At 40.4% G+C, this 23,995-nt stretch carries 17 protein-coding genes; 3 read left to right on the top strand and 14 right to left on the bottom strand.

Going from position 1 to position 23,995, the window contains the following annotated elements:
* Positions 1-231 precede the first annotated feature (231 nt).
* The 5 genes from CLI64_RS02360 to CLI64_RS02340 all read right to left on the bottom strand — a co-directional run bounded on the left by CLI64_RS02360 (position 232) and on the right by CLI64_RS02340 (position 6,443).
* Positions 232-1,599 (bottom strand): S-layer homology domain-containing protein, encoded by a 1,368-nt coding sequence (locus CLI64_RS02360; RefSeq protein ID WP_103135727.1) that lies wholly within the window; start codon positions 1,597-1,599, stop codon positions 232-234.
* Positions 1,600-1,719: 120 nt separating this feature from the next.
* Positions 1,720-2,940, bottom strand: coding sequence for an RNA-guided endonuclease TnpB family protein (locus CLI64_RS02355; protein WP_103135726.1), 1,221 nt, complete (start codon positions 2,938-2,940; stop codon positions 1,720-1,722).
* A 191-nt stretch (positions 2,941-3,131) separates the two neighbouring features.
* A complete protein-coding gene (locus CLI64_RS02350) occupies positions 3,132-4,259 on the bottom strand; it encodes a glycosyltransferase family 4 protein (protein ID WP_103135725.1) in 1,128 nt (375 codons plus the stop codon).
* Positions 4,260-4,294: 35 nt separating this feature from the next.
* Positions 4,295-4,627, bottom strand: a complete 333-nt coding sequence (locus tag CLI64_RS02345) for a glycosyltransferase (protein ID WP_264082486.1) — start codon at positions 4,625-4,627, stop codon at positions 4,295-4,297.
* A 307-nt stretch (positions 4,628-4,934) separates the two neighbouring features.
* A complete protein-coding gene (locus CLI64_RS02340) occupies positions 4,935-6,443 on the bottom strand; it encodes a hypothetical protein (protein ID WP_103135723.1) in 1,509 nt (502 codons plus the stop codon).
* 126 nt (positions 6,444-6,569) lie between these two features.
* Here CLI64_RS02340 and CLI64_RS02335 point away from each other — a divergent pair, with 126 nt between their 5' ends.
* Positions 6,570-7,775, top strand: a complete 1,206-nt coding sequence (locus tag CLI64_RS02335; protein WP_192881666.1) for a histidine kinase — start codon at positions 6,570-6,572, stop codon at positions 7,773-7,775.
* Positions 7,776-7,912: 137 nt separating this feature from the next.
* Here the strand turns inward: CLI64_RS02335 and CLI64_RS02330 are convergent, their stop codons facing one another.
* Positions 7,913-8,947, bottom strand: coding sequence for a PleD family two-component system response regulator (locus CLI64_RS02330; protein ID WP_103135721.1), 1,035 nt, complete (start codon positions 8,945-8,947; stop codon positions 7,913-7,915).
* Positions 8,948-9,859: 912 nt separating this feature from the next.
* Between CLI64_RS02330 and CLI64_RS02325 the strand changes: the two genes are divergently transcribed.
* A complete protein-coding gene (locus CLI64_RS02325) occupies positions 9,860-10,120 on the top strand; it encodes a chlororespiratory reduction protein 7 (protein WP_103135720.1) in 261 nt (86 codons plus the stop codon).
* 209 nt (positions 10,121-10,329) lie between these two features.
* On the opposite strand, the gene CLI64_RS02320 is transcribed toward CLI64_RS02325, so the two are convergent.
* Entirely contained in the window at positions 10,330-10,881 is a 552-nt protein-coding gene (locus tag CLI64_RS02320) for a DUF2854 domain-containing protein (RefSeq protein WP_103135719.1), read from the bottom strand.
* A 153-nt stretch (positions 10,882-11,034) separates the two neighbouring features.
* Between CLI64_RS02320 and CLI64_RS02315 the strand changes: the two genes are divergently transcribed.
* Positions 11,035-11,217, top strand: a complete 183-nt coding sequence (locus tag CLI64_RS02315; protein ID WP_103135718.1) for a hypothetical protein — start codon at positions 11,035-11,037, stop codon at positions 11,215-11,217.
* A 347-nt stretch (positions 11,218-11,564) separates the two neighbouring features.
* On the opposite strand, the gene CLI64_RS02310 is transcribed toward CLI64_RS02315, so the two are convergent.
* From CLI64_RS02310 to CLI64_RS02280, 7 genes are all read right to left on the bottom strand, one after another.
* Entirely contained in the window at positions 11,565-11,981 is a 417-nt protein-coding gene (locus CLI64_RS02310) for a response regulator transcription factor (RefSeq protein WP_103135717.1), read from the bottom strand.
* Positions 11,982-12,132: 151 nt separating this feature from the next.
* Entirely contained in the window at positions 12,133-14,349 is a 2,217-nt protein-coding gene (gene ppk1, locus CLI64_RS02305) for a polyphosphate kinase 1 (RefSeq protein ID WP_103135716.1), read from the bottom strand.
* Positions 14,350-14,496: 147 nt separating this feature from the next.
* Positions 14,497-17,607 carry a carboxypeptidase regulatory-like domain-containing protein gene (locus CLI64_RS02300; RefSeq protein ID WP_103135715.1) on the bottom strand — a complete coding sequence of 1,037 codons (3,111 nt, stop codon included), beginning with the start codon at positions 17,605-17,607 and terminating at the stop codon, positions 14,497-14,499.
* 126 nt (positions 17,608-17,733) lie between these two features.
* A complete protein-coding gene (locus CLI64_RS02295) occupies positions 17,734-18,663 on the bottom strand; it encodes a fimbria/pilus periplasmic chaperone (protein WP_103135714.1) in 930 nt (309 codons plus the stop codon).
* A gap of 66 nt (positions 18,664-18,729) precedes the next feature.
* Positions 18,730-19,293 carry a hypothetical protein gene (locus CLI64_RS02290; protein WP_103135713.1) on the bottom strand — a complete coding sequence of 188 codons (564 nt, stop codon included), beginning with the start codon at positions 19,291-19,293 and terminating at the stop codon, positions 18,730-18,732.
* A gap of 430 nt (positions 19,294-19,723) precedes the next feature.
* Entirely contained in the window at positions 19,724-20,311 is a 588-nt protein-coding gene (locus CLI64_RS02285; protein ID WP_103135712.1) for a hypothetical protein, read from the bottom strand.
* A 172-nt stretch (positions 20,312-20,483) separates the two neighbouring features.
* Positions 20,484-23,216 carry a pre-peptidase C-terminal domain-containing protein gene (locus tag CLI64_RS02280; RefSeq protein WP_103135711.1) on the bottom strand — a complete coding sequence of 911 codons (2,733 nt, stop codon included), beginning with the start codon at positions 23,214-23,216 and terminating at the stop codon, positions 20,484-20,486.
* Positions 23,217-23,995: the final 779 nt, after the last annotated feature.

The following is a 23,995-nucleotide window of genomic DNA, read 5'->3' as shown; positions in this document are numbered from 1 at the left end:
AGTAAATATACGCAATAAATTCAGTTTTGAGAAAATTATTAGCTAATCTTTATGATGATAGGGATTTTGTCAAGAATCAGTGAACATTGCAAATTTAACCCTGATAGATAGAAGGGATTTCCCACTAAAAAAGTATCCTATTGCTTTGGTGAGCAGAGAAAGCAAGAGAGCAGAGGGAGAAAGAATTTGCCCCCTGCCTGATTCCAACTACAAATATTGACGCTGTTATACTTAGGTTGGCGATCGCTTTAACTTCAGTGCCTCAGTAGCCGATATACCATCGCCAGAAGTACCAAAATACCACAACGCCGCCGCCGCTTCTGCACGAGTCACTGGTTTTTTGGGTTGAAATAAGGTTGTATAACCAAACACACGACGGATATTGGCTTGTTCGCCATTGGAGAAATCTGCTAAAACAGCCCGTAATGCTTTGGGGTCGATTTTACCAATATCTTGGAAACCCCAAGTTTCCTTCACTGACTCTAAATTAGCTGTAGGTAAAGCTTGGCGTGTATCTAAAGGTACTTTCCATAACACCAATTGTTCTCGTGTTAGGGGTGCATCAGGACGGAACAAAACAGCCGTAGAATCACCAGATAAGGGACTAGGAATCAATCCTGCTTCTGCTAATCCCTGAATCGCGGCAAAATCAGCATCTTGAGGCGAGACATCACTAAAAGTTGGTTGGGTAGTTTCAGCCGCTAGACGAATTTGCTTGGCTGGATTATTAGCATACATCGCATTATTGGCAGCCACTAACCACCGGGCAAATTCTCGACGGGTGATAATTTTACCTGGTTCAAATTGCTTGGTTGTGTCGGGAGAATTGTTTTTATTGGCTGCGGAATTTGCCGTAAACACCCCTAAAGACGCTAAATCTTGAATATATTGCTGTATTTGTAGCGGTGCTTTAGTAATATCATTGAATACTTGCGCCGTCGGTGTTTGATTTGTTTGTGTTGGTTGTGTTGCCGAGGTTACAGGCTGTACTGGGCCAATAAACTGTGGATCACCTGGTTGGGGAACATCGCTATTTGATGCAGTTGCATTCGGTTGAGTGGAAGCAGTGCTATTTGGTGTGTACTCAATCTTGAGTAATGTGGAGGTTTGTGGTTGATTAGGTGCAGCATTAGTCACCGATTGCGGCTGAACAGATACCTTCAGCAGTAAATCATTGCGTCGTGCAGTAAAACTGCCTTCTACATCATCTGTTGGTTGTTGCTCAATTTGCCAGTTCTTGGCTTGCAACTGGTTGCGGTAAAAACTAGTAATAGCATTGCTGGGGTCAGAACTCAGCCAACGAGTTGATACCTGATTTTCTGTAGCACTAGCAGGGGTGATTGCCTGTAGTGTGGCGTTGGGATATAACGGGATATCTTGAGGAAAATCCGCAGGTAACTGGGTCGATGGTTGATTTACTCCTGGTGTTGACTCACCTGTAGGAGATTGACCTAAAATTGCTGGATTGTTACTTAACCTGGGATCTGCGGCTAAAGACTGTTCCAGATTTTTAGCAGTTGGTGCATTGGCACAGGCTGTTAACAAATTGAGTAAAACAGCCAAACTTAAGAATACAACTGGACGTTTACAGAGAAACACTGGAAATCACAAATGCTTGTCAATTCCTACCCTAGCGCAAACTGTCCTCATTAGATATGGGAATCAAATTGACATTCTCCCCCGCTAACCGCTTACAAGGTATAGCGGGGGATTCTCACATCACTGTGAGACTTTCCTCTTTCGCTGAGATGACTTACTCTGAGAAGTTGCCTTCTCCAAGCAGAGGTCAGACTCTCCAAAGGCGTATATTCCTGCTTGCCCAGCAGTATTTTTAAACAGTTCTAATCCTTTGTTGAGGATATTGCGACTAGCATTGTAATCTCGGCAAGCAGTGTAGGAGCAATTAGGACAACTGTGTGTCCTAGTGCTGAGAGTTTTATAGACTTGATGCCCACAATTTGAGCAATCAATTGTGGTGTATGCAGGTGAGACAGCAACCACCACTCGCCCATATACCTTGCCGAAATATTTCAACCATTGAGTGAAGATACTCCAACTGGCATCAGAGATACTTTTCGCCAGTTTGCGGTTTTTGATCATGTTCCGCACCTGTAATTGTTCATATGCCACAAAGTCTGCCGACTTGATTACGCTTAGTGCTTTCTTGACGCACCAATCTTGACGCTGGCGTTGCAATTTCAGGTGTTTTCTACCTAATCTATTTCGTGCTTTAGCACGATTTTTAGAACCTTTGGCACAACGAAAGAATCTACGTTGTGCCTTTTTTAATGCTTTCTCGAATTTGCGTAAAAATCTGGGATTCTCAACTTTATTGCCATCACTATCTGTATAGAAATGGTTTAATCCCAGATCCAGAGCCAGAGATTTACCTGTTGGCTCTAATTGTTCTTTTCTTTCGTGGTCGATGCAGAATTGGATGTATATCCCATCTGAACGACGCACAATTCTGACTCGTTTTATCTGGTTTATTTGATAGTAATTCAGGTCACGAGTCCCCCTCAATCTCATCGTTCCAATTCCAAATTTATCTGTGAATGTTATGTAGTTGCGACACTCGGATAGTGACCAACCACTTTGCTTATATTCAACAGATGCCCTTGTCTGGAGTTTGCGAAATCGAGGAAAACCTTTCTTGCCTAAAACCTTGTTCTTGCAATTATCAAAAAACCTGCTAATTGCCGCCCAGGTACGTTCTGCCATTGCCTGTCTTGCTGTTGAGTTCAATTTTGATACCCAAGGAAAGCCAGGATTGTCTGATAGAACTTTCGTATATTTATTCAAATCGTAACCAGTTTTTGCATGACCATCTATCCAATAGCGCAAACAAGAATTGCGAACAAAAAGAGCAGTTCTCAAAGCTTCATTTACTTTGAGTAACTGTTCTTTTGTTGCTTCTGCTTTTGCTTCGTAGACTATCATGTTTTGCAAGAATTACTATCAAGTAGTCTACTATATTTACTGTCAAAAACTCAACTACCCTGTTGAACTTATTTCGTTATACGAAATATTGTTCAACAGGGTGTCTCCTTTTTGACCGCTATTCATCTCCCGCTAACTGCTTACGCAGTATAAGGGGAGTCTTCTAGCTCATGCCAGATAAAGTAATTGCGTTAGCGTAGCTGGGCGTTAGCTAATTGCGAACTATCCATTGGGATTAATTGCTGGCAAATATCTAGCAGTTGAGTAGCTGCACTATGAGCAGAAAACTTTTCCGCAACATATTGGCTAGCCATGACACCACGCTGAATTACTTCCTCTGGATGCTCTAGGCAGTATCTCATGCAGGTGGCTAAACCGCGAAAATCTTCATTTTCAAAGAAAAACCCTTGTGAACCCGCCATTTCCGGCAAACCACCCATTTGAGAGACAATGGCACAGGTTTGTGTACTAGCAGCTTCCAAAACTACATAGGGTGCTGGATCTTGCCATCGGGAAGGTGCTACTAAAGCTAAAGCATCTTGTAATTTGACAATTACCTCTGAGTTGGGCAGTTTTCCGAGAAAAGTCACACAATTAGTGAGTTCTAAATCAGATGTCAATTGTTTTAATTCTGCTGCCTTTGGCCCGTCTCCAATAATTTCAATTTGAAACTGTCGATTTTCCTTTTTTAAGATTGATGCTGCTTGTAAGAGAATATCTACTCCCTTATCTTTATCTAATCTGCCGACAAAAACGAATTTATCAGGGTTAGCTAATGTATTTAGCTGTTTTTGCTGAATTGGTGATCTGACAGCAATGGGATTATATAAAGTCGCTACTTTCCAGGGAAAAGCGCAAGATTCGCCTAGAAAATTACTGCAAGCTGTATGACTATCGGCTACAAGTGCTGTAGTGATTCTTGTAGCTAATCTTGCCCATTTTACTAAGGTAAATAGCTTCCACTTTAAGGGATAATTAGCTTTGGGTAGAGTGTGGTAAAACTCTGTTTTTAGCCTTTGGACAAAGGTCATCTGCTCATAATGAGAATGAATAGATTGATAAAAACAGTAGTGATATTTAATAATGATTTTTTTATTGAAAAGTTTACACAATAGGGCAAATAATAGATCATTAGAATTCATATGAATAATATCTGCCCCAGCAATGAGTTTGACCCACTGGTGAATTTTATCGGCTCTAGTTGAGACAGTTTGAACGGTAACACCTCTTTGTTCTAATTCTGGTGTAATAGCATCAATATATGTGAGAACACCAGCAATTTCATGCTTTAAATGTCTGTGCTGAATTAAAATTTTCATGCTGATTTAGTAAGTATGTAATGGCTGTAGAAGGACTAAGCGATATCTAGAAGTTTGATATATTTATTCATGGCTGTATGGAAAGTAAATTGCTCTAGCCATTGGGTATCAACGGTGGGACAATTCCCGCTTAAGGCCTTAACAATTGCTTCTGCCATTGCTGCATCATCACCAACTGGAACTAGTAAACCGTATTTTCCATGATTGAGGATTTCTGCGGGGCCGCTGGGACAGTCTGTAGAGACTACAGGTGTACCTAAAGCCATTGCTTCTACAAGAACATTACCGAATCCTTCCCAGGCTGAAGATAAGGCAAATACTGAAGCTTTTGCCATGTAAGCATAGGGATTTTTTTGGAATCCTAACATAGCTAAGTGATCTTGCAGACCTAGTTCACGTACTAGTTTATCCAGATGCGATCGCTCTGGGTATTTGCTAAGTTAACCATGACCTTTTAGCACCGCCGCCCACAAGTGTCCGTAAGAATATGGGCAACGTGGGGTGTGTCTTGCAGAATATTCATGTTTGCTGAGAAAATCTACCGATGTTTCTCTAAAATTTTACCAAAATCAAGTTTTCTCTACATGAATATTCTTAAGTAGAATCACCTGATATTTTAAAGTTTTGAACAATTCAATCATGAAGAACTTATATTTTTTACCCCACCCTAACCCTCTACAAATCTAAAATTTGTGGTGCAGGTAGCTCACGTACAACTCTCCACAACACAGTGTAACTACCATCATTACGGCGACGCACCGGACGGAAGGCGATGAGCATATCGCTACTTCGTACTTGTTGTAATTCGTCTAAGTAGCGTCTTTTTTCCGCCGGGACTAGCTGACCATGTAAGATAATTTCTGGTAGCTGAAATTGCAGCGATCGCACCAAATATGTGTGATTTAATTGAGCTGTCGCATCAGTCAAAATGATGCGGTTAAGATTCCAGTTTTGGTCTTTACCAGTCAAAAACCTCCGTCTGTCTACTTGTAAATTCTCTAACTGTTTGGGTGGTTGGTAGTTGAGGAAAAATTCTCTGGTGGGAGATGCTACAGCTTGCAGTTGCTGATCCAACTTCTCTAAGGGAATATCGCCTAGATCCACCATAAAGCTGTAATCTACTCCCAAATGCTGCATCTGGAAGCGATCGCCGACTAACTTCAGTGCTAAACTAGGTTTAAAACTTCCTTGGGCATCTTTTAAGGCTGGAAACGGATAACGCTCACTCACGCTGGGTTGCAAGCGATTCCATACTGTATTCAGTGGACGTTCATAAGCTGAAGCAGCTAACACACGGAAAATTCCAGTACGCGGTAACTGCAAAAACCTAGCGTATGTCTGTCCTTCTTGGGGATCTAAACTATACGTAAATCTGTCGAGACTAGCCGCAGTTGTTTGAGCATCCCGAAACTGATAGTCACTAGGAAAACTCACCAGGGCGTTGGAAAGCAACTGTTTAGCATTAGCCAAAATCGTTAGTGCTGTTTCGGGGGGTGCGATCGCTGGTTGTATCGGTGGGTTATAGTTAGCTATGGCCGTCTTACCAACTCTGCCAATAATCGGCAAGGTCGAGTGATCAGAGTCGTCAGAAAACTTTCCTGCTAGATTGGCTTCCCAAATCGCAAACGGTGTAGCTGGCTCGTTCAGGCGGGGACGTTGCACAGGCGCGATCGACAGTATAGGATCTGATTGATGCTCACCACTAACTAAAGGTAACTTTCTCACCAGGGTTAATTCACCCCGACGAGACAAACCCCTATCTAGTACAGGCGCAAGTTTCCATAATTCTTGGCTAGAACCATACAAAGAGCAATATATTGTTAGTTGCGATTTCGTGAATTGTTCAGGTGCAGAGGCAATGTCAGGTGAATTACATAAAACTTTAGCAACAGGATGCTGACGCTGAAGAAATCCTTCAGTCGCCTTCATCTGAGAAGTTAATTGTCCCCTCACAGCTCGTAACCGATTAGCATCAGGATTAACTAACGCCTGCTCAATTCGGGCAATGAGATCCAAATGTTGCTGTATGATATGACTTGCCTGAGTATAAAAATTTTCATCTGTTGACTCTGAAGCCAGAGTATGATGAAGAGGAGATGGAGCTTGAGACTCCATAGCAAAAACCCTTGTCTGCCAACAAGTTAGCCCAATTGGAAACAAAAAGCCCAAAAAAATGTATCTCATGCCAAAAAGCCCGATCAGATGGGTGTATGAAAAATCTAAAATAGAGATTAAATTGATAACAAAAAACGACCATCGACAACCGTCAGTCTAATCTAAATTCCGCAAAACGTCGCCAGGTTGTTGCCAGTGCTGAAACACGATGACATGCAAGTTTCCCAGGATCAGCCAATTTATTCTGAAGCCCCACTCCAGCTGCTGCTGTTTATTGATGGACGACCAAAGTCTAAGCCGCAGGTGCAGCGTATCCGTGCTTACTTAAAAGAATTACAGGCTGGGTATAATTTTGAACTACAAATCATCGATGTGAGTCAACAGCCTTATTTGGCAGAACACTTCAAATTAGTGGCGACACCAGCTTTAATCAAAATTCATCCAGAACCTAGACAGATTTTAGCCGGTAGTAATATTATTGCCCAGTTGAAAAGTTGGTGGCCGCGCTGGCAAGCCGCCTCAGAAACTTACCAGAAACTGCAAGAAGATTTACAAGAACGAGTAGATGACAATGGCAAAATTTCACAACCCAAATCATCTATTAGTTCGATAGCAGTGTCGGCGGAGTTGATTCGACTGTCAGATGAAATTTTTCACCTGAAACAAGAAAAAGAAAAACTGCTAGAGCAATTACAGTTTAAAGATAGAGTCATCGGGATGTTAGCTCACGACCTCCGCAATCCCCTAACGGCTGCGGCGATCGCCATTGATACTCTACAATCTAACTACAATTCAGAAACCGGAGAATTTCAACGTCTCAAACCAGCATTAATTGCTCATCTCCTCAAACAAGCCCGTAACCAAACTAAGACCATAGATAGAATGATCGCCGATCTATTACAAGTAGGTCGGGGGAATGATACAGAATTTTCAATTACACCACAAAAGACTAATCTGGGTCAAATGTGTTTAGACATTATGGAGGAACTACACGACCGCTACACAGCCAAATCCCAACACATAGAAACCGACATACCCAATGATTTACCCTATGTCTATGCTGATCCAGAACGTATCCGTCAAGTTTTAGTCAACTTAATGGATAATGCCATTAAATACACTCCAGAACATGGCAAAATCAGCATTGCTGGATTACATCGCACTACCCAGAAAGTGCAATTTAGCGTTGGTGACACAGGCCCTGGTATTCCTCCAGAAAATCGCGATCGCATTTTTGAAAATCACTATCGCCTAGAACGAGATGAAGCCACTGAAGGTTATGGCATAGGTCTTTGTTTATGCCAACGTATAATTAGAGCGCATTACGGCCAAATCTGGGTAGACTCTAACCCCCAAGGTGGAGCATGGTTTCACTTTACTTTGCCAGTGTGTCCTTCTTAAGATAGTCAATAGTCAATAGTCATTAGTCATTAGTCATTAGTCATTAGTCAATAGTCATTAGTCAATAGTCATTAGTCAATAGTCATTAATTTCTCCCTTGTCTCCCCTAAACCCCTACACCCCTACACCCCTAAATCCTAACCATCCGATATCCAACAAATCCGATTTCTCCCTTGGGCTTTAGCTTGATAAAGGGCTTTGTCTGCCGCCGCGATTAAATCAGAAGGTGAAACCTCCCATCCAGGTATTATGGTTGCTACACCCATACTGAGGGTAAGATATTGGCTCACCTCAGATTTGTCATGATCAATTCGCAAATTGCTCACGCCACTTTGCATCGCTTGAGCCACATGAATTGCACCCGAAGCGTGAGTGTCTGGCATAATTACGGCAAATTCTTCACCGCCATAGCGGGCTACTAAATCTCGATGCTTTTCTGCTGTTTTACTTAAGACTGTACCCACTTTTTGCAGACAAACATCCCCAGCTGGATGACCATAGCAATCGTTATAAAACTTGAAAAAATCAATGTCACACAGGATCAGTGATAAGGGAGATCCTGTTTGTGCTGAATTAATCCACTGCGTATTTAAATAGTTATCAAAACGGCGACGATTAGCTAAACCAGTTAAACCATCTACATTCGCTAGTTCTTGCAGAGCTAGGTTTGCTGCTTCCAACTGTTTATATACTTGTGCTTGTTGTAGTAATCTCCGTAAACGTAAGCGCAAAACTGCCCAATGAATTGGTTTGGTGATGTAGTCTGTGGCTCCTGCTTCAAAAGCACGATCTACAGACTCTTCATCATTCAAACTAGTGATCATTAATATCGGAGTCCGTTCCCATAGTTTGGAGATGATCGTACTATCCAAGCCAGAAGAATCATTATCTACATTGGCTAAAGCGGAAATTAAATTGTTTCTGGCAATTTGTACTAGTTGTTTACAGCACGTAAAGCCGTCCATGATTGGCATCACAGCATCCAACAAGACTATATCTGGTTTAACAGCCTCATAGGCATCTATACACTGCTTACCATCTGTCACCTCAATGACTCGATAGCCTTCTTGTTCCATCACTTTACGCAACATTGTTCGGATGGTAGTGTCATCATCAGCCACCAAAATTACAGGAGGTTGTTTAGTAAGAGAATATGGGCTTATGCGTGACATGAGTTGCGTTCCACAGGAATTCTCTGAAATGTTAAAGATGAGTAAATCTAGAAATATATTGCTCTTAGTCGAGCGAATTTTAGAAAAATTAGCTCTTATCTGGTGACTCGCTAGTTGGAAGCGAGAGTATTTACTTAGTGTTAATCAGATTACAAGCAATTAGCAAAATCTCTTCAGCTAATTTACCCCGTAGCCGGAATAATATTAGTCTTTGGTTGAATAATATGTGTAAATATTGACTAAATTTTATGCGATCGCCTAAGCACAATCCTTCATTGGAGGAGCGATTTCTGGGGGAGTAGTAGGTATTCCATCGACTCTTGAAACTTATTGGTATGAAAAAATGTCCAGTAATCTTTAGCCAAGAGAAAAGTATCATATGAGGTTTGTTAATTTTTATAGCAAATACGGTTAATCATGAACTTTATGCCCATTGTTAACCGATGCTGGGAACTGTTACTTTTATATTTCCCGATAGATAGTATCTAATTGCGTCTACTAGCAAAACTTCAAATGCCAGCACGATCTCTTTACATAACAGATAAGTTGCTTTAAACACCCAGCATTAATCAGTAAATTTACTATTAAGTGATATTAAAAAATCTCTGGAGTTATGATATTGATTGGCTAGAAATAGGTGATGGTACTACATATAAATACCTATGTGAATTATATTATTTGATTAACTTGAACATCATAAAAATTCACAATAATTTATGCACTTTTTCTCAGTAATATTACTGACTAAATAGGCAGGGGAGAAGGGAGCAATGCGGTCTTATCTTCTCTACCAGATGCTGTACCAACGAGAAGCTCCAAGAATGTGAATGCGGAGCGTGTCGCTTCTCTCCTCTGCTCCCTGCTCCCTTGCCTCCAAAGTGATAGGATATTTCTTTAAGTTGGAATTCCCTTATGCCAGATCCATTAATGTACCAACAAGACAATTTTGTTGTTCTCGAAACTAATCAGCCAGAACAATTTCTGACAACAGCAGAATTATTGGCAAAACTCAAAAATGAATTGCAACAAATTGACTTTAATGATTTGCCATTGGAGTTACAAAAATTTGATTCTTTAGCAGAACAAGCTCAACATTTAATCGATACCAGTTGTGAATTAGATATTGGTGTCGGCAAATATTTACAATGGTATGCAGTCCGTCTAGAGAAATAAATCAGGGTAAAGATTTTACTAATGCTACCCTGCTAATATTAATGTGCAAGTTAAAGGTATAACAGCTGATGATTTGACCTCCACAAAATAGGTTTTTCCCTATGAGTGACGGAAGTTAGCAACGAAAAAGCGTCACCCACAGGGAGAAACGCCAAAAATGCAGTTATTTTTAACTGTTTACTTTTTAATTTCTTCTGCCCAATATCGAATTACGATTGAGTATTGGTAATCAAAGTTAATTCAATTTTGCTGTCATCGAGGGATGTAATTTTTACTTCTATACCTGGGCCAAAATATTTGGTCATTTTTTCTTGCTTTTCTTGCCAAGCACTAACCTGTATTAACGGTGAATCAAATTCTAAAATTAAGGCATAAGCACCATTAATTTCTGTTTCCCGTAACCCCGTAAGTATTGGTCTTTCCTCATCTGTAGGACTTAAACCTAAATAAGTAAGCGCACCATCTAAATGAGCATCTTGTCCATAGCAGTAGCGAGTTACGTCTTTACGAATTTTATTTTGTGTGACGGTGGCCTGTTGTTCTCGCAGGGTTAACACGGAAGGTGGTGTGGGTTGACTAAAAGCAATAGGCTTAATTTCATTAGCTTTTAGTGCTAATCCCCCTAAAAGTAGGGGAAAACCATAGAAAAATCCAACTAAATTGAGTGTAGCGTTATCGGCAGCATAAGCCACAAAGCCGACAAGGGTCAAAACAGCACCAACACTTAAACCAAGAGTCCCCAAAGAAATTTGGCGTAACATAATCCCAGGATAGTATAAATTCTTAACACATCAAGTTTTATTATCGGACTAAAGTCTGGGATGCGATCGCTAATTATCTAATTTGCGAACAGTTACAAGTCGGCTCTTTTTGAGTTAAGTTTAGATTTGAAGCGAATGCAAGGTATAAACATCATGGATTTACAGACTCTCAAAGAACGGATAGCCGCAGTTCAGAGTAAGCGTGAATATCTACTAAATCTTTTAGAACAACCCAATTTAGGGATTTTAAGAGTGGATGTGAATCAAGCCTTGGAAGAATTAGATGAGTTGATTGAGGAATTCTCACGTACTATTCCCCAAACAGGGAACAATTAATTGGCTAGAGGCTAGAAGTGAAGCATTGGCAGTAAAGCCGTAGGACAAATAAATTGTACATCTTTGCTGATGGGTTGTTGACTAGTCGGTGACAGTTAACTTCCATCAGTTAAGATAGCTAGAAGCGATCGCTTTACGTCTTCAATTAACCATAGAATCAATCAAACTCAACTTTGCCTCATCAATTACATGATCAAGTTTGGGGCAGAAGCTACGAGGATTTTGAATTAATAGGGAATACACGCACAATAATTTCTTTTCAATGCAGTTAATCACGAATAGTGCTAAATTCTCAAATGACAACTTCTCTTAACCAATGCCTAACTTCTAGTCTCTAGTTATTTTGTCTACTTAGAAATAGAACCATTCCCTGCACTTTGTCCTAATTGTCTGACTAAAGCGATTAATTCACTAGTTGGAACATCTTTCTTACAAACTTCATCAAAGTTTGCCGTTGTTTTCTTGTCAGGTAAATGGGCTTCTTCCACTGAAGAATAAGCCAATATCTGAGTGCGGGGAGAGATAGCTTTAATCTCTCCAGAAGCAATCCAACCATCCATGACAGGCATCTGTAAATCTAAAACAATGACATCAGGGTGACAAGATTTCACCATTTCTACTGCTTCTTGGCCGTTACTAGCTGAACCAACGACTTGAATATTTTCTTGACCTGCAAAAGCTAATTGCAAAGTTAGACGGGTAAGTTCGTGATCATCAACCACTAGAACGCGTAAGGTAGAAGACTCACAAGAGATCATTAACATTCCAGGGAAAGTCAAATACGATAATCTCTCCAGTTTATGGGAAGGAATGCTAAAAGTTACTCTATCCTATGGTTGAATAGTTGGACTATAACCAAAGAAATCTCTCAAACTTCTGGAAAAAATTGAAGTTTTGATAAAGCCAGAACTTGATCTAATTATCTGTTACTGAAGCACTTTTTTTAGCATCCATTAAGTTTGTTGTGACGTTGGTTGAACGTAAGGACATATTCATCAGAGTTATTTGAGAATTGGCCTCTGGACAATCATTACCGGGACGACGTTGCACATAAGTGCCATCCCCTTGTAAATCCCAAGCTTGGCGATTATCTGCCAGCATAATTCCCAATATTTCTTGCAAATCTTTCGCAATATCTTGATCGCGTATTGGCGTAATCACTTCCACGCGGCGGTCTAGGTTACGACTCATCCAATCGGCACTGCCAATATAGATTTCTTCCTGCCCATTGTTGTAGAAATAGTACATCCGGGAGTGTTCCAAAAAGCGGCCAATGATGCTAATCACACGAATATTTTCACTCAGTTCAGGAAGTCCAGGACGTAAGCAACAAATTCCCCGAATGATTAAATCAATTTGCACGCCAGCGCGAGAAGCTTCATATAAATGAGTGATGATTTGTGGGTCAACAAGAGAGTTCATTTTAGCCACAATACGACCAGTCAAACCATTCTGCACATTAGTGATTTCACGGCGAATCAATTCTAAAAAGCGATCGCGCATATTCACAGGCGCAACTAACAATTCTCTATAGGATTTTTGCCGGGAATATCCTGTTAAGAAATTAAATAAATCTGTAATATCTGCACCTAATTCTTCCCGACAACTAAACAAACCTAAATCTGTATATAGTCTGGCTGTTTTTGGGTTGTAATTCCCAGTACCTATATGCACATAACGGCGCATTCTATCTTTTTCTCGTCGCACCACCATGACGGTTTTGCAATGAGTTTTTAGACCCACCAAACCATAAACAACGTGTACTCCTACCCGTTCTAATCTTCTCGCCCAGTAAATATTATTTTCTTCATCAAAACGGGCTTTTAATTCCACTAAAACTGATACCTGTTTACCATTTTCCGCCGCCGCAATTAAAGCATTAACAATCGGCGAATCCCCAGATGTGCGGTACAAAGTCATTTTAATGGCTAGCACATTGGGATCATGGGCTGCATGGGTGATAAAGCGTACCACCGTAGCAGAAAAAGATTGATAGGGATGGTGGACAAATAAATCTTTTTCGCGAATTACGGAAAAGAAATCTTTACCTTCGTCCAACTCCAAGACATCTGGGTCAAGGCTGGGTTCACGTAACCGTTGTAGACGCATAGGTACTACAGACTGGCGTGGTGGATCTTTGAGTTCTGGCAAGGGTAAAGCCATAAAATACATCAGATCACGTAGTCCTACCAGACCGTCCACTTCATAGACATCATTTTCTGTGAGTTCTAAATCTTGTAGTAACCTGGTGCGGACTGGTTCAGGGGTTTGGGATTGAATTTCAATACGGACGGGATTACCACCAATGCGGCGTTTGCGGAGTTCTTGTTCAATTGCCAATAATAAATCATCAGCTTCGTCTTCTTCCAGAGTTAAATCTGCATCACGGGTGATGCGGAAGGGGTGATACTCTTGGATATTCATCCCTGGAAAGAGGGAATCTAGATTATGTGCGATCGCCTGTTCTAAGGGTACACCAGTCCAGTGTGCTGGTTGTCCATTCTCTAGCTGAATTCCCAACTCTGGAGGTAGTGGTAAAAATCGCGGTAATACGCTGGGGACTTTCACCCTGGCAAAAAATTCTTCATCGGTGTCAGGGTTTTTCACCACCACAGCTAAATTTAAGCTGAGATTAGAAATGTAGGGGAAAGGGTGACTGGGGTCAACTGCTAAGGGAGTTAAAACAGGAAAAATTTGGTCTTCAAAATAACTATCTAAATAGTTACGTTGTTTTTGATTGAGGTTAATGTAATTCAGGATATGAATCCCGTGATTTGCTAATAACGGACGAATACTTTGTTCAAAATGCTGATGCTGTTGAGTAACTTTAGGTATTAGGTGTAAGCGAATATCATCTAATTGCTGTTGTGGTGTACGTCCATCGGGGGATAACTTAGTAACTTTTGCTTCTACCTGTTGCTTTAAAGCCGCAACCCGCACCATAAAAAATTCATCTAAATTAGAGCTAAAAATAGCTAAAAACTTCAAACGTTCTAACAATGGTGTGCGAGGATCACAAGCTTCATGTAATACTCGATTGTTGAATTCTAACCAGCTTAACTCTCGGTTAATATAATATTGTGGTTCGGTTAAATTAATAGAAGAATTAGAGCTTTTTTTAGATTTAGGCATAGTAATAACAGGCTAGCCGAATGTAGCCCGTTGAATGGGATGACATTACACATAGTAATTGAAATTAGGCTATCAGTTAATAGTCATTAGTCAACAGTCAACAGTTGTTATTGCCTTCTCTATGCCCAATGGCCAATGCCCCATGCCCTACTCGCCTATTTGTTTAACGGCTGCGGCAACTGGTAATTGCAGATTTTGGTCGTAGATGAAATCTTTGCTAATGGCTACCTCTAGTTGGGGTAAAGTGTCATTATTAGTGATATTCGCCTGTTTGGGAATGCGGAGTGTGTATTTACCAACAGGTAGACTATCTACGCGGTAAAGACCGAATTGGTCAGTAGTGGCTGTAGTGACGCGTTTACCTTCAGCATCAACTACTTCTATTTCTACATTTGACATCGGCTGACCTGAGACATCAGTAATTTTACCTGCCATCCCATATTCTAATCTAACGGGAAAGTCTAACTGAGTTACAGCACCGCCTGCTACTTCAGCAACTATAGAGGTTTTCCGCACATTAACTTCAATTGGTAACTCATCTGGGTCGATTTGGATAAAGTAATTACCTTCTCGCAAATTACCTACAAAGAAATTACCTTGAGAGTCAATTTTAGTACCGCCAACACTACGACCACGGTTATTGTAAACCTTGATTAAACCACCACCAAGGTCTGCACCGTTTCTACCACCTTCAACAACTATTCTACCTGCGATCGCGCCTTTGTCTTTACCAATTGAACTATACTCAGATGGTAGAATTCTTCCCCCAGCAAAGGATAAATCAGATACTAGTGAAACAGTGAAACGCTCATCACCTATACCTCCGATAGTGTTTCGATTTCTAGAGGGGATACCTTGATAGTCAACTCTGGCGAATAAACCAGGGATAAGTCGCATACTAGCACCTGCGATCGCGCCTACTTCCCCATCTCGATAACCTAGTCCTAGCTGCCAACTTAAATCTGATAAACTAGACGCGCTGCGACCAAAGGTTAAAGTGTAACGAGTCGGTAAATCAGCACCAGATTCTGTCCCGAACGATAAGCGATATTGGCGGTTTAGACTGTAGGTGAAATCTGAGGAGTAAACATCAGAATAAATGCTAAACAAGAATCTAGTATTTCTTGACGGTTGATAATTAGCATTAAATACGTAGTCACCTACGTAGTTGGGTGTGCCTCTAAAAGATAAGTTATATGCGGGGCGGAAATAAAAAGTCGGTAAAATATAATCAGAGTCTCTATTCTGGCTTTGATAGCTACGGGCAATAAATCCTAGAGTCAAATCATTACTAAATCTATGGCTAACATCTAAACTATTATTGGTGCGATCGCCACCAATATCCCTATAAAAACCTGATAGATAATTGCCAGGATAATATTCTGAAGTTCCCAGAATCCGCCAGTTATTCAATTTAAAATCTAAATCTGCTTTATACGCCATTTCACCTGCTGATGTTCCCACATTAGCAGATAAAATTAATGGACTAGCTAACCGCCAAGCAAAACCAGCTTGAGCTTGAGTAGTTTCTGGCAATACTTGTACACCAGCTTCCAAAGTTAAATTATCAGAAATACCTTGACGGACTTGATAGAACCCTGCAAACTTTCCAGCATCTGGGGAATTAAAATCATCAAATAAACTATTTTGTAGCCAGTTACCAGTTACACCCAAACCTGCTAACTGCACGTTACCACCCGATGGTAATAACAAATCCGAAGAATTGACGCTAAGATTACGAACTTCTATCGGTACATTCAGATTATTGCGATCGTATACCAAAAGCTCAATTTCACTAAGTGAACCCAACGGTAAACGCACATCCTGAAAATCATATTCTCCAGTTAGTCCTACTTGTTGTTGAGCAAATACCACACCACCAACTCTTAACTGTACAAAACTAGCTGGAGGAACTACACCCTGGAATGCTTGTGTAGGCTGGGAACGTCGTGGTAAAAGTTCAGAAGCACTGTAATTTGTATTAAACCGATCTGCCGGTAAATTTGTATAACCAAACTGCAATCCTGTTAAATTTAAGCCTGACATTACAGGATTGAGAGACAGTTGTTGTTTACCAACTTGATAGAGAAACTGCCCTGATCGTTTAAAGTAAAAATATTCAGATAAATGAGGTTGTTCAGTAAAATTATTATCTAAACGTAAGCGGAATGAACCACCCGCTAACCTTCCACCCAACAGCGTAGAACTGCGGAATCTAGAATCCCCAGAACTAGTGTAAAAGTTTAATTCTTGTCGCAGATTAGATAAATTGTTGCTAGGAGCGAAAACTTCTGGCTTTAAATCAAATACTTGATCTCTCGATGCTGTTAAACCCCTGCGCCAAGGTAAATCAACATTTAAAGCTAAATCTGAAGTTTTTAACTCTAAATTTATTAGTAATTTCTCTTTTAAGAAGGCATCAGTCACATGGACAACACCATCCACTTTTCTCAAGTCTGCTTCAGTTGCTGTTACCACCCCTAAAGGTGTCTTAATCTGAGTCTTATCTTCTAGTCGCTCAATTTCTAAACCTACAACTTGGGCAAAGTCATCTAGAGGAATTAATAAAGCCTTATCTTCTGGGATAACAACTAAAGTGCCTACCTCTTTACTGTTAACCACTACACCAACTAATACATTTTTGGCACTGGCTAAAATGCTATCAACTGGCGGGTTGTTGGCTGGAGGGTTTTTGTCTGTGGAAGTTTTAGAATCTTGGGCAACTAAATTATTAGCATTTTGAGTTTGCCTCTCAGTATTATCTGAATTTGTTATCTCAGATGTACTTTGCTCATTATTAACTTCTTCCAGTGTCTTGGATGTTGTTTCATTAGTAGCATTTTGAGAAATTACAGATGTTATGTTTGTGGAATCAATAATCTCAGACTCAGAAGTATTAACAGTTTCTTTAATAGCAGGGGAAACTTTTTTTAATCTTGCTACCCAACCTCTTCTACTCAATTGCGTTTCATCAAATTGTAGAGATTTTTGATTCGCAACTTGTAGATTATTTGTACCGATATTTGTAATATTTTGTTGAGCTAAATTTTTAGCTAAATGCTCTTGGTTGCAGGATGACTGTAAATTGTCTGGAGAAAATTCAGGCGGTAATGCTTCTGGTTCGGATGGAGTTGCTACAGTACCTGCAACAGCTTGGTTTTCCTGACTGATACTAGCACCTGATAAAGCTTTGCAAGCACTATCTTCTGACTGTAAAATTGTAGCTGGTGGGGGAGGTGTAGATGGTTGGTAGAACATAGAGACTTCCAGAGAAAAAAATATTCTAAATGTAGGGTGCGTCAGTGTCAGAAAACTCAACTACAACAAGCAATTATTCATACTGACGCACCCTACTAAACTGTCTAGCCTTGCAACGTGCAAACACTAGTTGCGTCTCGGTGCATTTCTGAGATTATTTCTGAGATTTTGCGAACCTGATGGAGTTCGGGGAGGTCTATTTTCTGCGATTGGCGCATTAAATGGCACTGTAAAAGGTATGCCTTTTTTAATTGCCACACCATTGAGTTCGCCATTAATATCTAATACATAGTCGCCAGGGGGTAATTTTTTACTAATTGGAAGTAAGATTTGACGGCGACTCTCTGGTAATACGGGTGTTGAAGGTAAGAAACCTACATCTGCTAAAGGTTCATTGATTTTAGTGTCTCGTGTTAAATTAGCTATAGGTTTTGTTGCAGCCGCACCAGGATATTTAGCAGCAGGCCAAATAGCATATTGACCTTGCAGATTTACATATCCATTTCCTTGGCTAGAAATATCAAATACGGCATTAAGCGCATTTGGTTTACTGTTGACATTGACAGCATTCAACACACCAACTCGCTTAATATCTCCCACATAACCGTAGACTGCTACGCCCAATTTGCCAACGATGTTTACACCTTTTTTATCGCCAGATGGTACTTCTTCCACAAAAATTACAGCTCGGTGTTCACCTGTTTGGGGTTTTACTCTGGGACGAACAGTAAAACGAATAGTCTGCACACCACGCGCTGGAATTGTAAATCGAGAAGGTGTGAATACAATCCACTGTTCTAAAGATTGTTCTTTAGGCGGTAGGACACGTATTCTATTTTGTTCATTCAAATCCCAAGAATGTACATAAACTTTTAGTTCCACTGGTTTAGAATCAAGGTTCATCACCTTAATTGTTTGAGAACGTGTTTTTTTACTATTAATATCTACATGAATTTTTGGGGGACTAACACCGATATTGAGAGCGTTAGCCGGCTGGATTCCTAATGCTAATGCTCCCAGTAATCCCAAGCTTATGTTTCTGAGTATTGGCAACATATCGATTAAATTATGCACTTGACAACACACCGTTAAACAATTTGTTTAAATGTTTATTCCAGACAATTAACGCCGATCTACAACTACTGTTAATTCACCGGCATAATCACCAGCAAAATTGGCACTAGAAAGATCCATTTTTAAACGGAATCCTCCTTGAATCAAAGCAGTATTACTATTTAAATCACGAGAAATTTCTACAATTGGCAAAGGTTCTAGCACCACTGCTACAGCATTATCAGAACGTTGTTCATTACTCACTGCACTAGTACGACCATTGTCAGCCTTGAGTTCATAGGTAGCATAGAGAGAATCAACCTCGTCTACAGGTACACGCATCTGCCAAACCCCAGGAAATTCTCTAATGATTACAGTGTTGAATTGGGGAGGTGCGGTTAAATCTGCTGAATCACCGACTGATTCACTTTTAACAGCTAGAGAAAGTTCTGAATATGCTATGGGTGGAACTGTCAATCTTTGGGGTGTAGCTAATTGATAGATTTCTACAGGTTCAGCTACAGAAATAAATTGTGCTTTGCTCTGTGCTTGTAACCCAATTAAAATTGCTGTACTTAACCCCAAACATCTAAGCAGATAGCCTTTGTAAATTTTGAATTTATGCCCTGACATATAGGTAAATTGCCTGCATCAAAGTTATGTAAGGGTTTCTCAACTTCATTAACTTGACAATGTATTGTCGCTAAAACTTCATACATTATCGAGAACAATCGAGATAGAATCGTACAAAGCTCAATGATTGAGCTAAATTCATGACTGAAAAATTTAGTATGGGAAATACCCCCATTTTTTAGGGGGTAGAACCTAAATTTGTCAACAGATTCAGTAGGTTGGAAGGCCACTATCTTGAGTAGGCTTACCCTTTTAAGATGAGTGGCGTTTAAACCAAGAAAACTCCATATCGGAATTTAGGTTAAGCTATGCTTAAAGCAACCTAAATTTACACTGAACCTTTTAGGCAAGAGGAGTGAAGCCTGCTTTTTACTTGCCGGTTTTAAGTCAAGCTTTTACTCCTTATGCCACTAAAAAGAAGACTCGCAAACTATGGTCTGAAAGCTTCAACAAGGATATCACCCGTGTAAGTTCCAGCAGTGGGGTCTGTTGCTGTCAACTCTAACTCAATGTCTTGAGGTGTAGCTGTCACTAAACCCTCAGCAGCCAGCGTTACAGGGCTTGTACCAACAACAGCGACACTGATAGCTGTTCCAGGTCCAACAAGTCCAGCACCAGGAGGAGTAATCGCTACGTTGTAATTTCCAGTGGGTGAGTTAGACCAAACAATGTAGGCACTGGGAATTGTTACTGTCATCGCCTGACCATCTGCAAATCCTCCAGCAAATGGAGAGGTAGTATCAAGAGTGCTACCAGTGGTTTGCTCACTGCCAACGAAAGCAGTGGGGGGAGTTCCTATTGGGGTTAATGTAGTACCAGTTAAATCAGCAGGAGTGATGTCTACATTAAATTCGCTAATCGTTCTCAAAAACAGAATTTCTGGAACGCTGACGTTAACGGTAATGGGTTGGGGTGTCATCGAACCTTGGGGAATTTGAGCGTTAGCAGGAGCAGAAACAATTACGCCACCCAAAGCAGCAGCACCGAAAGCAGCTAAAGCTAAAAATTTGTTCTTCATAACGGAATACATCTCCCTATATTTTGTGTTTGTGTCAATTTGTGTTGACTGTTAGCAAATCTTGTGGAATCAATGCCATGTTTTGTCTACAAGTGGCTGGAGTCTTCAAAACACTGCAACCAAGTTAAATGTTGTTTTTTTAGATAGATTTTGTGTTTTAGTCATCACCTCCTTAAAGTACGTACAATTCTGTGCCGGTAGTTCCGTCTGTAGCAGTGAAGAACAGTCTATTACCAACGACAGTGAGCCAGCCAGGATTAGCGTTTCCTGCGATCTCAATGCTGCTAACCCTACGCGTATTCGGCTCTGTGCCGTCACTGAACCACACCTCTCGACTTGTACCATCAGAAGCGGCAAAAGCAAGTGTGCCATTGAAGTTGACAAGACCAGTGGGAAGACTATCAGAACTACCAGATGAAATATCCTTCACCATATTTGTGGTTGTACCATCTGTTCGCCATAGTTCTAAACCTGAACCTGGGTTATTTGCTACAAAGTAGAGCGCACTTCCCACAGCAGTTAAAGAGAAAGCACCTAAGCCGAGATTGGGAGCTACTCCATCTGTCCCAATTATTTGAGTTCCCCCAGATGTACCGTCACTCTTCCACAGTTCCAAGTTAAAGTCATTGTCACTATCTGTGACAAAGTACAAAGTGTTACCTACGGCTGTCAGGTTGCTGGGAGCAAAGGAGTTATTACCTGGGGTGATATCTTTGAGTAAGCTAGCTGTAGTGCCGCTTTGATACTGCCAGATTTCCTGTCCACTTGTGCCATTGTTAGCTGTGAAGTATAAGGTATTACCAACAACTGTCAAGCTGCGGGGAGCAATGTTAGTAGCACTTCCAGCAGTGATTACTTGAGTACCGGCTATAGTACCGTCGGTTGACCAAAGTTGGCGGTTATTTTGGGCTGTGAAGAAGAGGCGATTATTAAAAGCAGTGGTGAAAGTAGGTGTACTGCTAGTAGCAAAACTGGGGTTAATGTCTACTAAACTGAGACTTGTGCCATTATAAACCCACAATTTTCGAGTGTTACTATTATCGACGGCAGTAAAGAAAAGTTTGTTTCCGGCTACTGTCAAATGATTAGGATTAGAATTGCCAGCACCTGTATTTATATCACTGATTCTATTAACTGAAGTGCCGTTATATTCCCACAGTTCTTGACCAAAAGCACTATTGCTGGCGGTAAAATATAACCTATTGTTGAAGACTATCAGATTACTAGGATTAAAGTTAGTGATATTACTCAAACGAGTTGCGGTGCTACCATTACTACTCCACAACTGCACACCCGCAGTGCCATCATTAGCGGTGAAATATAAGGTATTACCCAATGCAGTGAGGTTTGCAGGATCGGAATTGCCGATAGGATTAATGTCTTGTATTAATGTGGCTTGGGGTTTTGCTTCAATATTCAAATTATAGAAAGTATTGGCTAACCCAGAAGTGAAGACGCGAATAAAGTATGTACCAGAATTTAAGACAGTGCTGATACTTTCATTGCTATTTCCAGTTAGGTTAGATGTGGCTATTTGTGTATTAACAGAGTTGAGTAGTTGCAAATCTGCATTGACTAGCTGCGTATCAAAATAGCTACTTAAAATACTCAGATTCAGATTTATTTCACTGGTTCTATCTAGGGTGAATCTGTAGTAGTCGTTAGTGTCTATGTTACCGACAAATTCACTGCGGGTGAGAGAACCATTTAAGCTACCTAAATTTTGCGCTAATGTTGTAGTATTGAGTGCTTGATCTGTTCCTATCACTTCAGCAGAAGCACTCAGGGTATATTGAGCTGTATCTGTTGAACCCCGATTCACTAAAATATTGTAAGTACCAGCATTCAAACTCAGTCGAACCCCATCTAAGGCTGTTCCTGACTGGGTTGAACTGATAAGGTTCCCACCACTTTGGTTTTGCAGGAATAAGTTAGCATCTGCTGTTAAGGATGTAAATCGGATGTCTACTAGAGATGTTGAGGCTAGGGTGAATTGGTAATAGTCGTTAGTGTCTCCTAGACTAACTTGATCTGAAACTATTTCTGAGAAGGTAGATGATAGGTTAATTGGGGTAGCCGTTCCTACCGTGTTTCCGCCTGCGTCTGGTGGGTCTGCGGTAAAGCTAAAATTTAACTCATAGTTACCAGGTAGTAAAGAGGATACAGCCCGGATATAGTATGTACCGGCGGTAAGACTTCGATTAATTGATTCTGATGTTGTTCCGGTAGTGGCACTACTTTGGAGCAAAGAGGAACTGTTTCTGAGTTCGAGATCAGCATAGAGAGTATCTGTACCATTAAGACTCCTCAAGCCGATGTTAACTGTACCACTGCTGGTTAATGTAAAACTGTAGTAATCTTCTGCGTCTATAATCTGACCTAAGCCACTTACATAATCAATGATTGGAGTGATTGTATTGCTAGTGGTAAATATGCCAATATTCCTGGCTCCTGCAACTGTGTTATCTACTGTAGGATTTGCTAGGTTGCTTTCTTGAATAGCTTCTGCGGAGAGCCTAAGATTATATGAGGTTGCGGTTGAACCAATGGGAATAAAAGCGTGTGCGTAAAATACGTTGTCAGGTGTATCATTCAGGCTAAAACGGATTAGTTCTGAGGTAGTTCCAGGGTTGCTAGAAGCACGCAGGGAGCTACCAGCACTATTTCGCAGGAATAAGTTAGCATCAGCAGTTAGTCCATCCATTTCTAAGGTGACTATGCTGGAACTGCTGATAGTAAATTTGTAGTAGTCGGATAAATCAGATGGAGTGAGACGACTGAGGTCGTCTTGAAATAAGCCAGATCTGCCGGTGAGAGAACCACCAATATAAAGTGCAGTATCTAAGGCTGTAGATGTGCCACTACCAGGATCAGGAAAGAAGGTTGTACCGTTGTAAGTTCCCATAATTGTTTTTTATATTTTTAGAAATTCAACATCTAAATAAATAAGCTGGCTGAGAAATTAATGATTTACGGTAGTTGCAGCACAAATTTATTTCCGTCACTCCACCAAAGACGATTTTGCTTCTTCACAAAACAATGCTTGGTTTTGTGGAAGTGCAACCAAATAAGAAGCAGGTTTTCTAGTTGTTGAGGGTAAGTCGTTGTGTGTGACTGAATAGATGCCAGATTTTCTAAATTTTCGATATCTATCAGGGATAGAGATATTTGTATAATTTGAGGAGTTATTTGGAGATAGATTTGTTTGGTGGAAAGTGGGAACAAATTTCGTGCTATCTATGAAGTTGCCCTGATTATTTGTGTAACTATATTTCCGTTACAAATTTTAAAATAGGCACTTTAGATAACATTGGATTTTCTTGGCTTTGGATGTTCTATAGACAAGTTCCTTCCAGTTCAACCGCATATAGAATTTAACTTCTATGGTAAAAGTTTTGCTTCAGTAAAATCACTTAAAAATGCCAGAGATAGTAACTAAAGCGTTAAGCATTGTTAAGCACAGAACTCCTGTATAAACAGAAACTACAGTATTTTGCCATTTCGTTAATTACTATTACTTTGTGATCACAATTAGAGTATGTGGTAAATACTGAGTTAGAAGTGGTAGTTCGCCACAGGAATCATGATAGGTTGTAGATCCCCGACTTTTTCAAAAAGTCGGGAATCTGAACACCCGCAACCTGTCAAGGGTGGAAAATATTTGCAGGGGTTATGGCTTACGGT

The sequence above is a fragment of the Nostoc sp. CENA543 genome, assembly GCF_002896875.1.
Classification (GTDB): domain Bacteria; phylum Cyanobacteriota; class Cyanobacteriia; order Cyanobacteriales; family Nostocaceae; genus Trichormus.
Note: the sequence above shows the minus strand (reverse complement) of the source record. Positions and strands in the feature narration are given on the sequence as shown.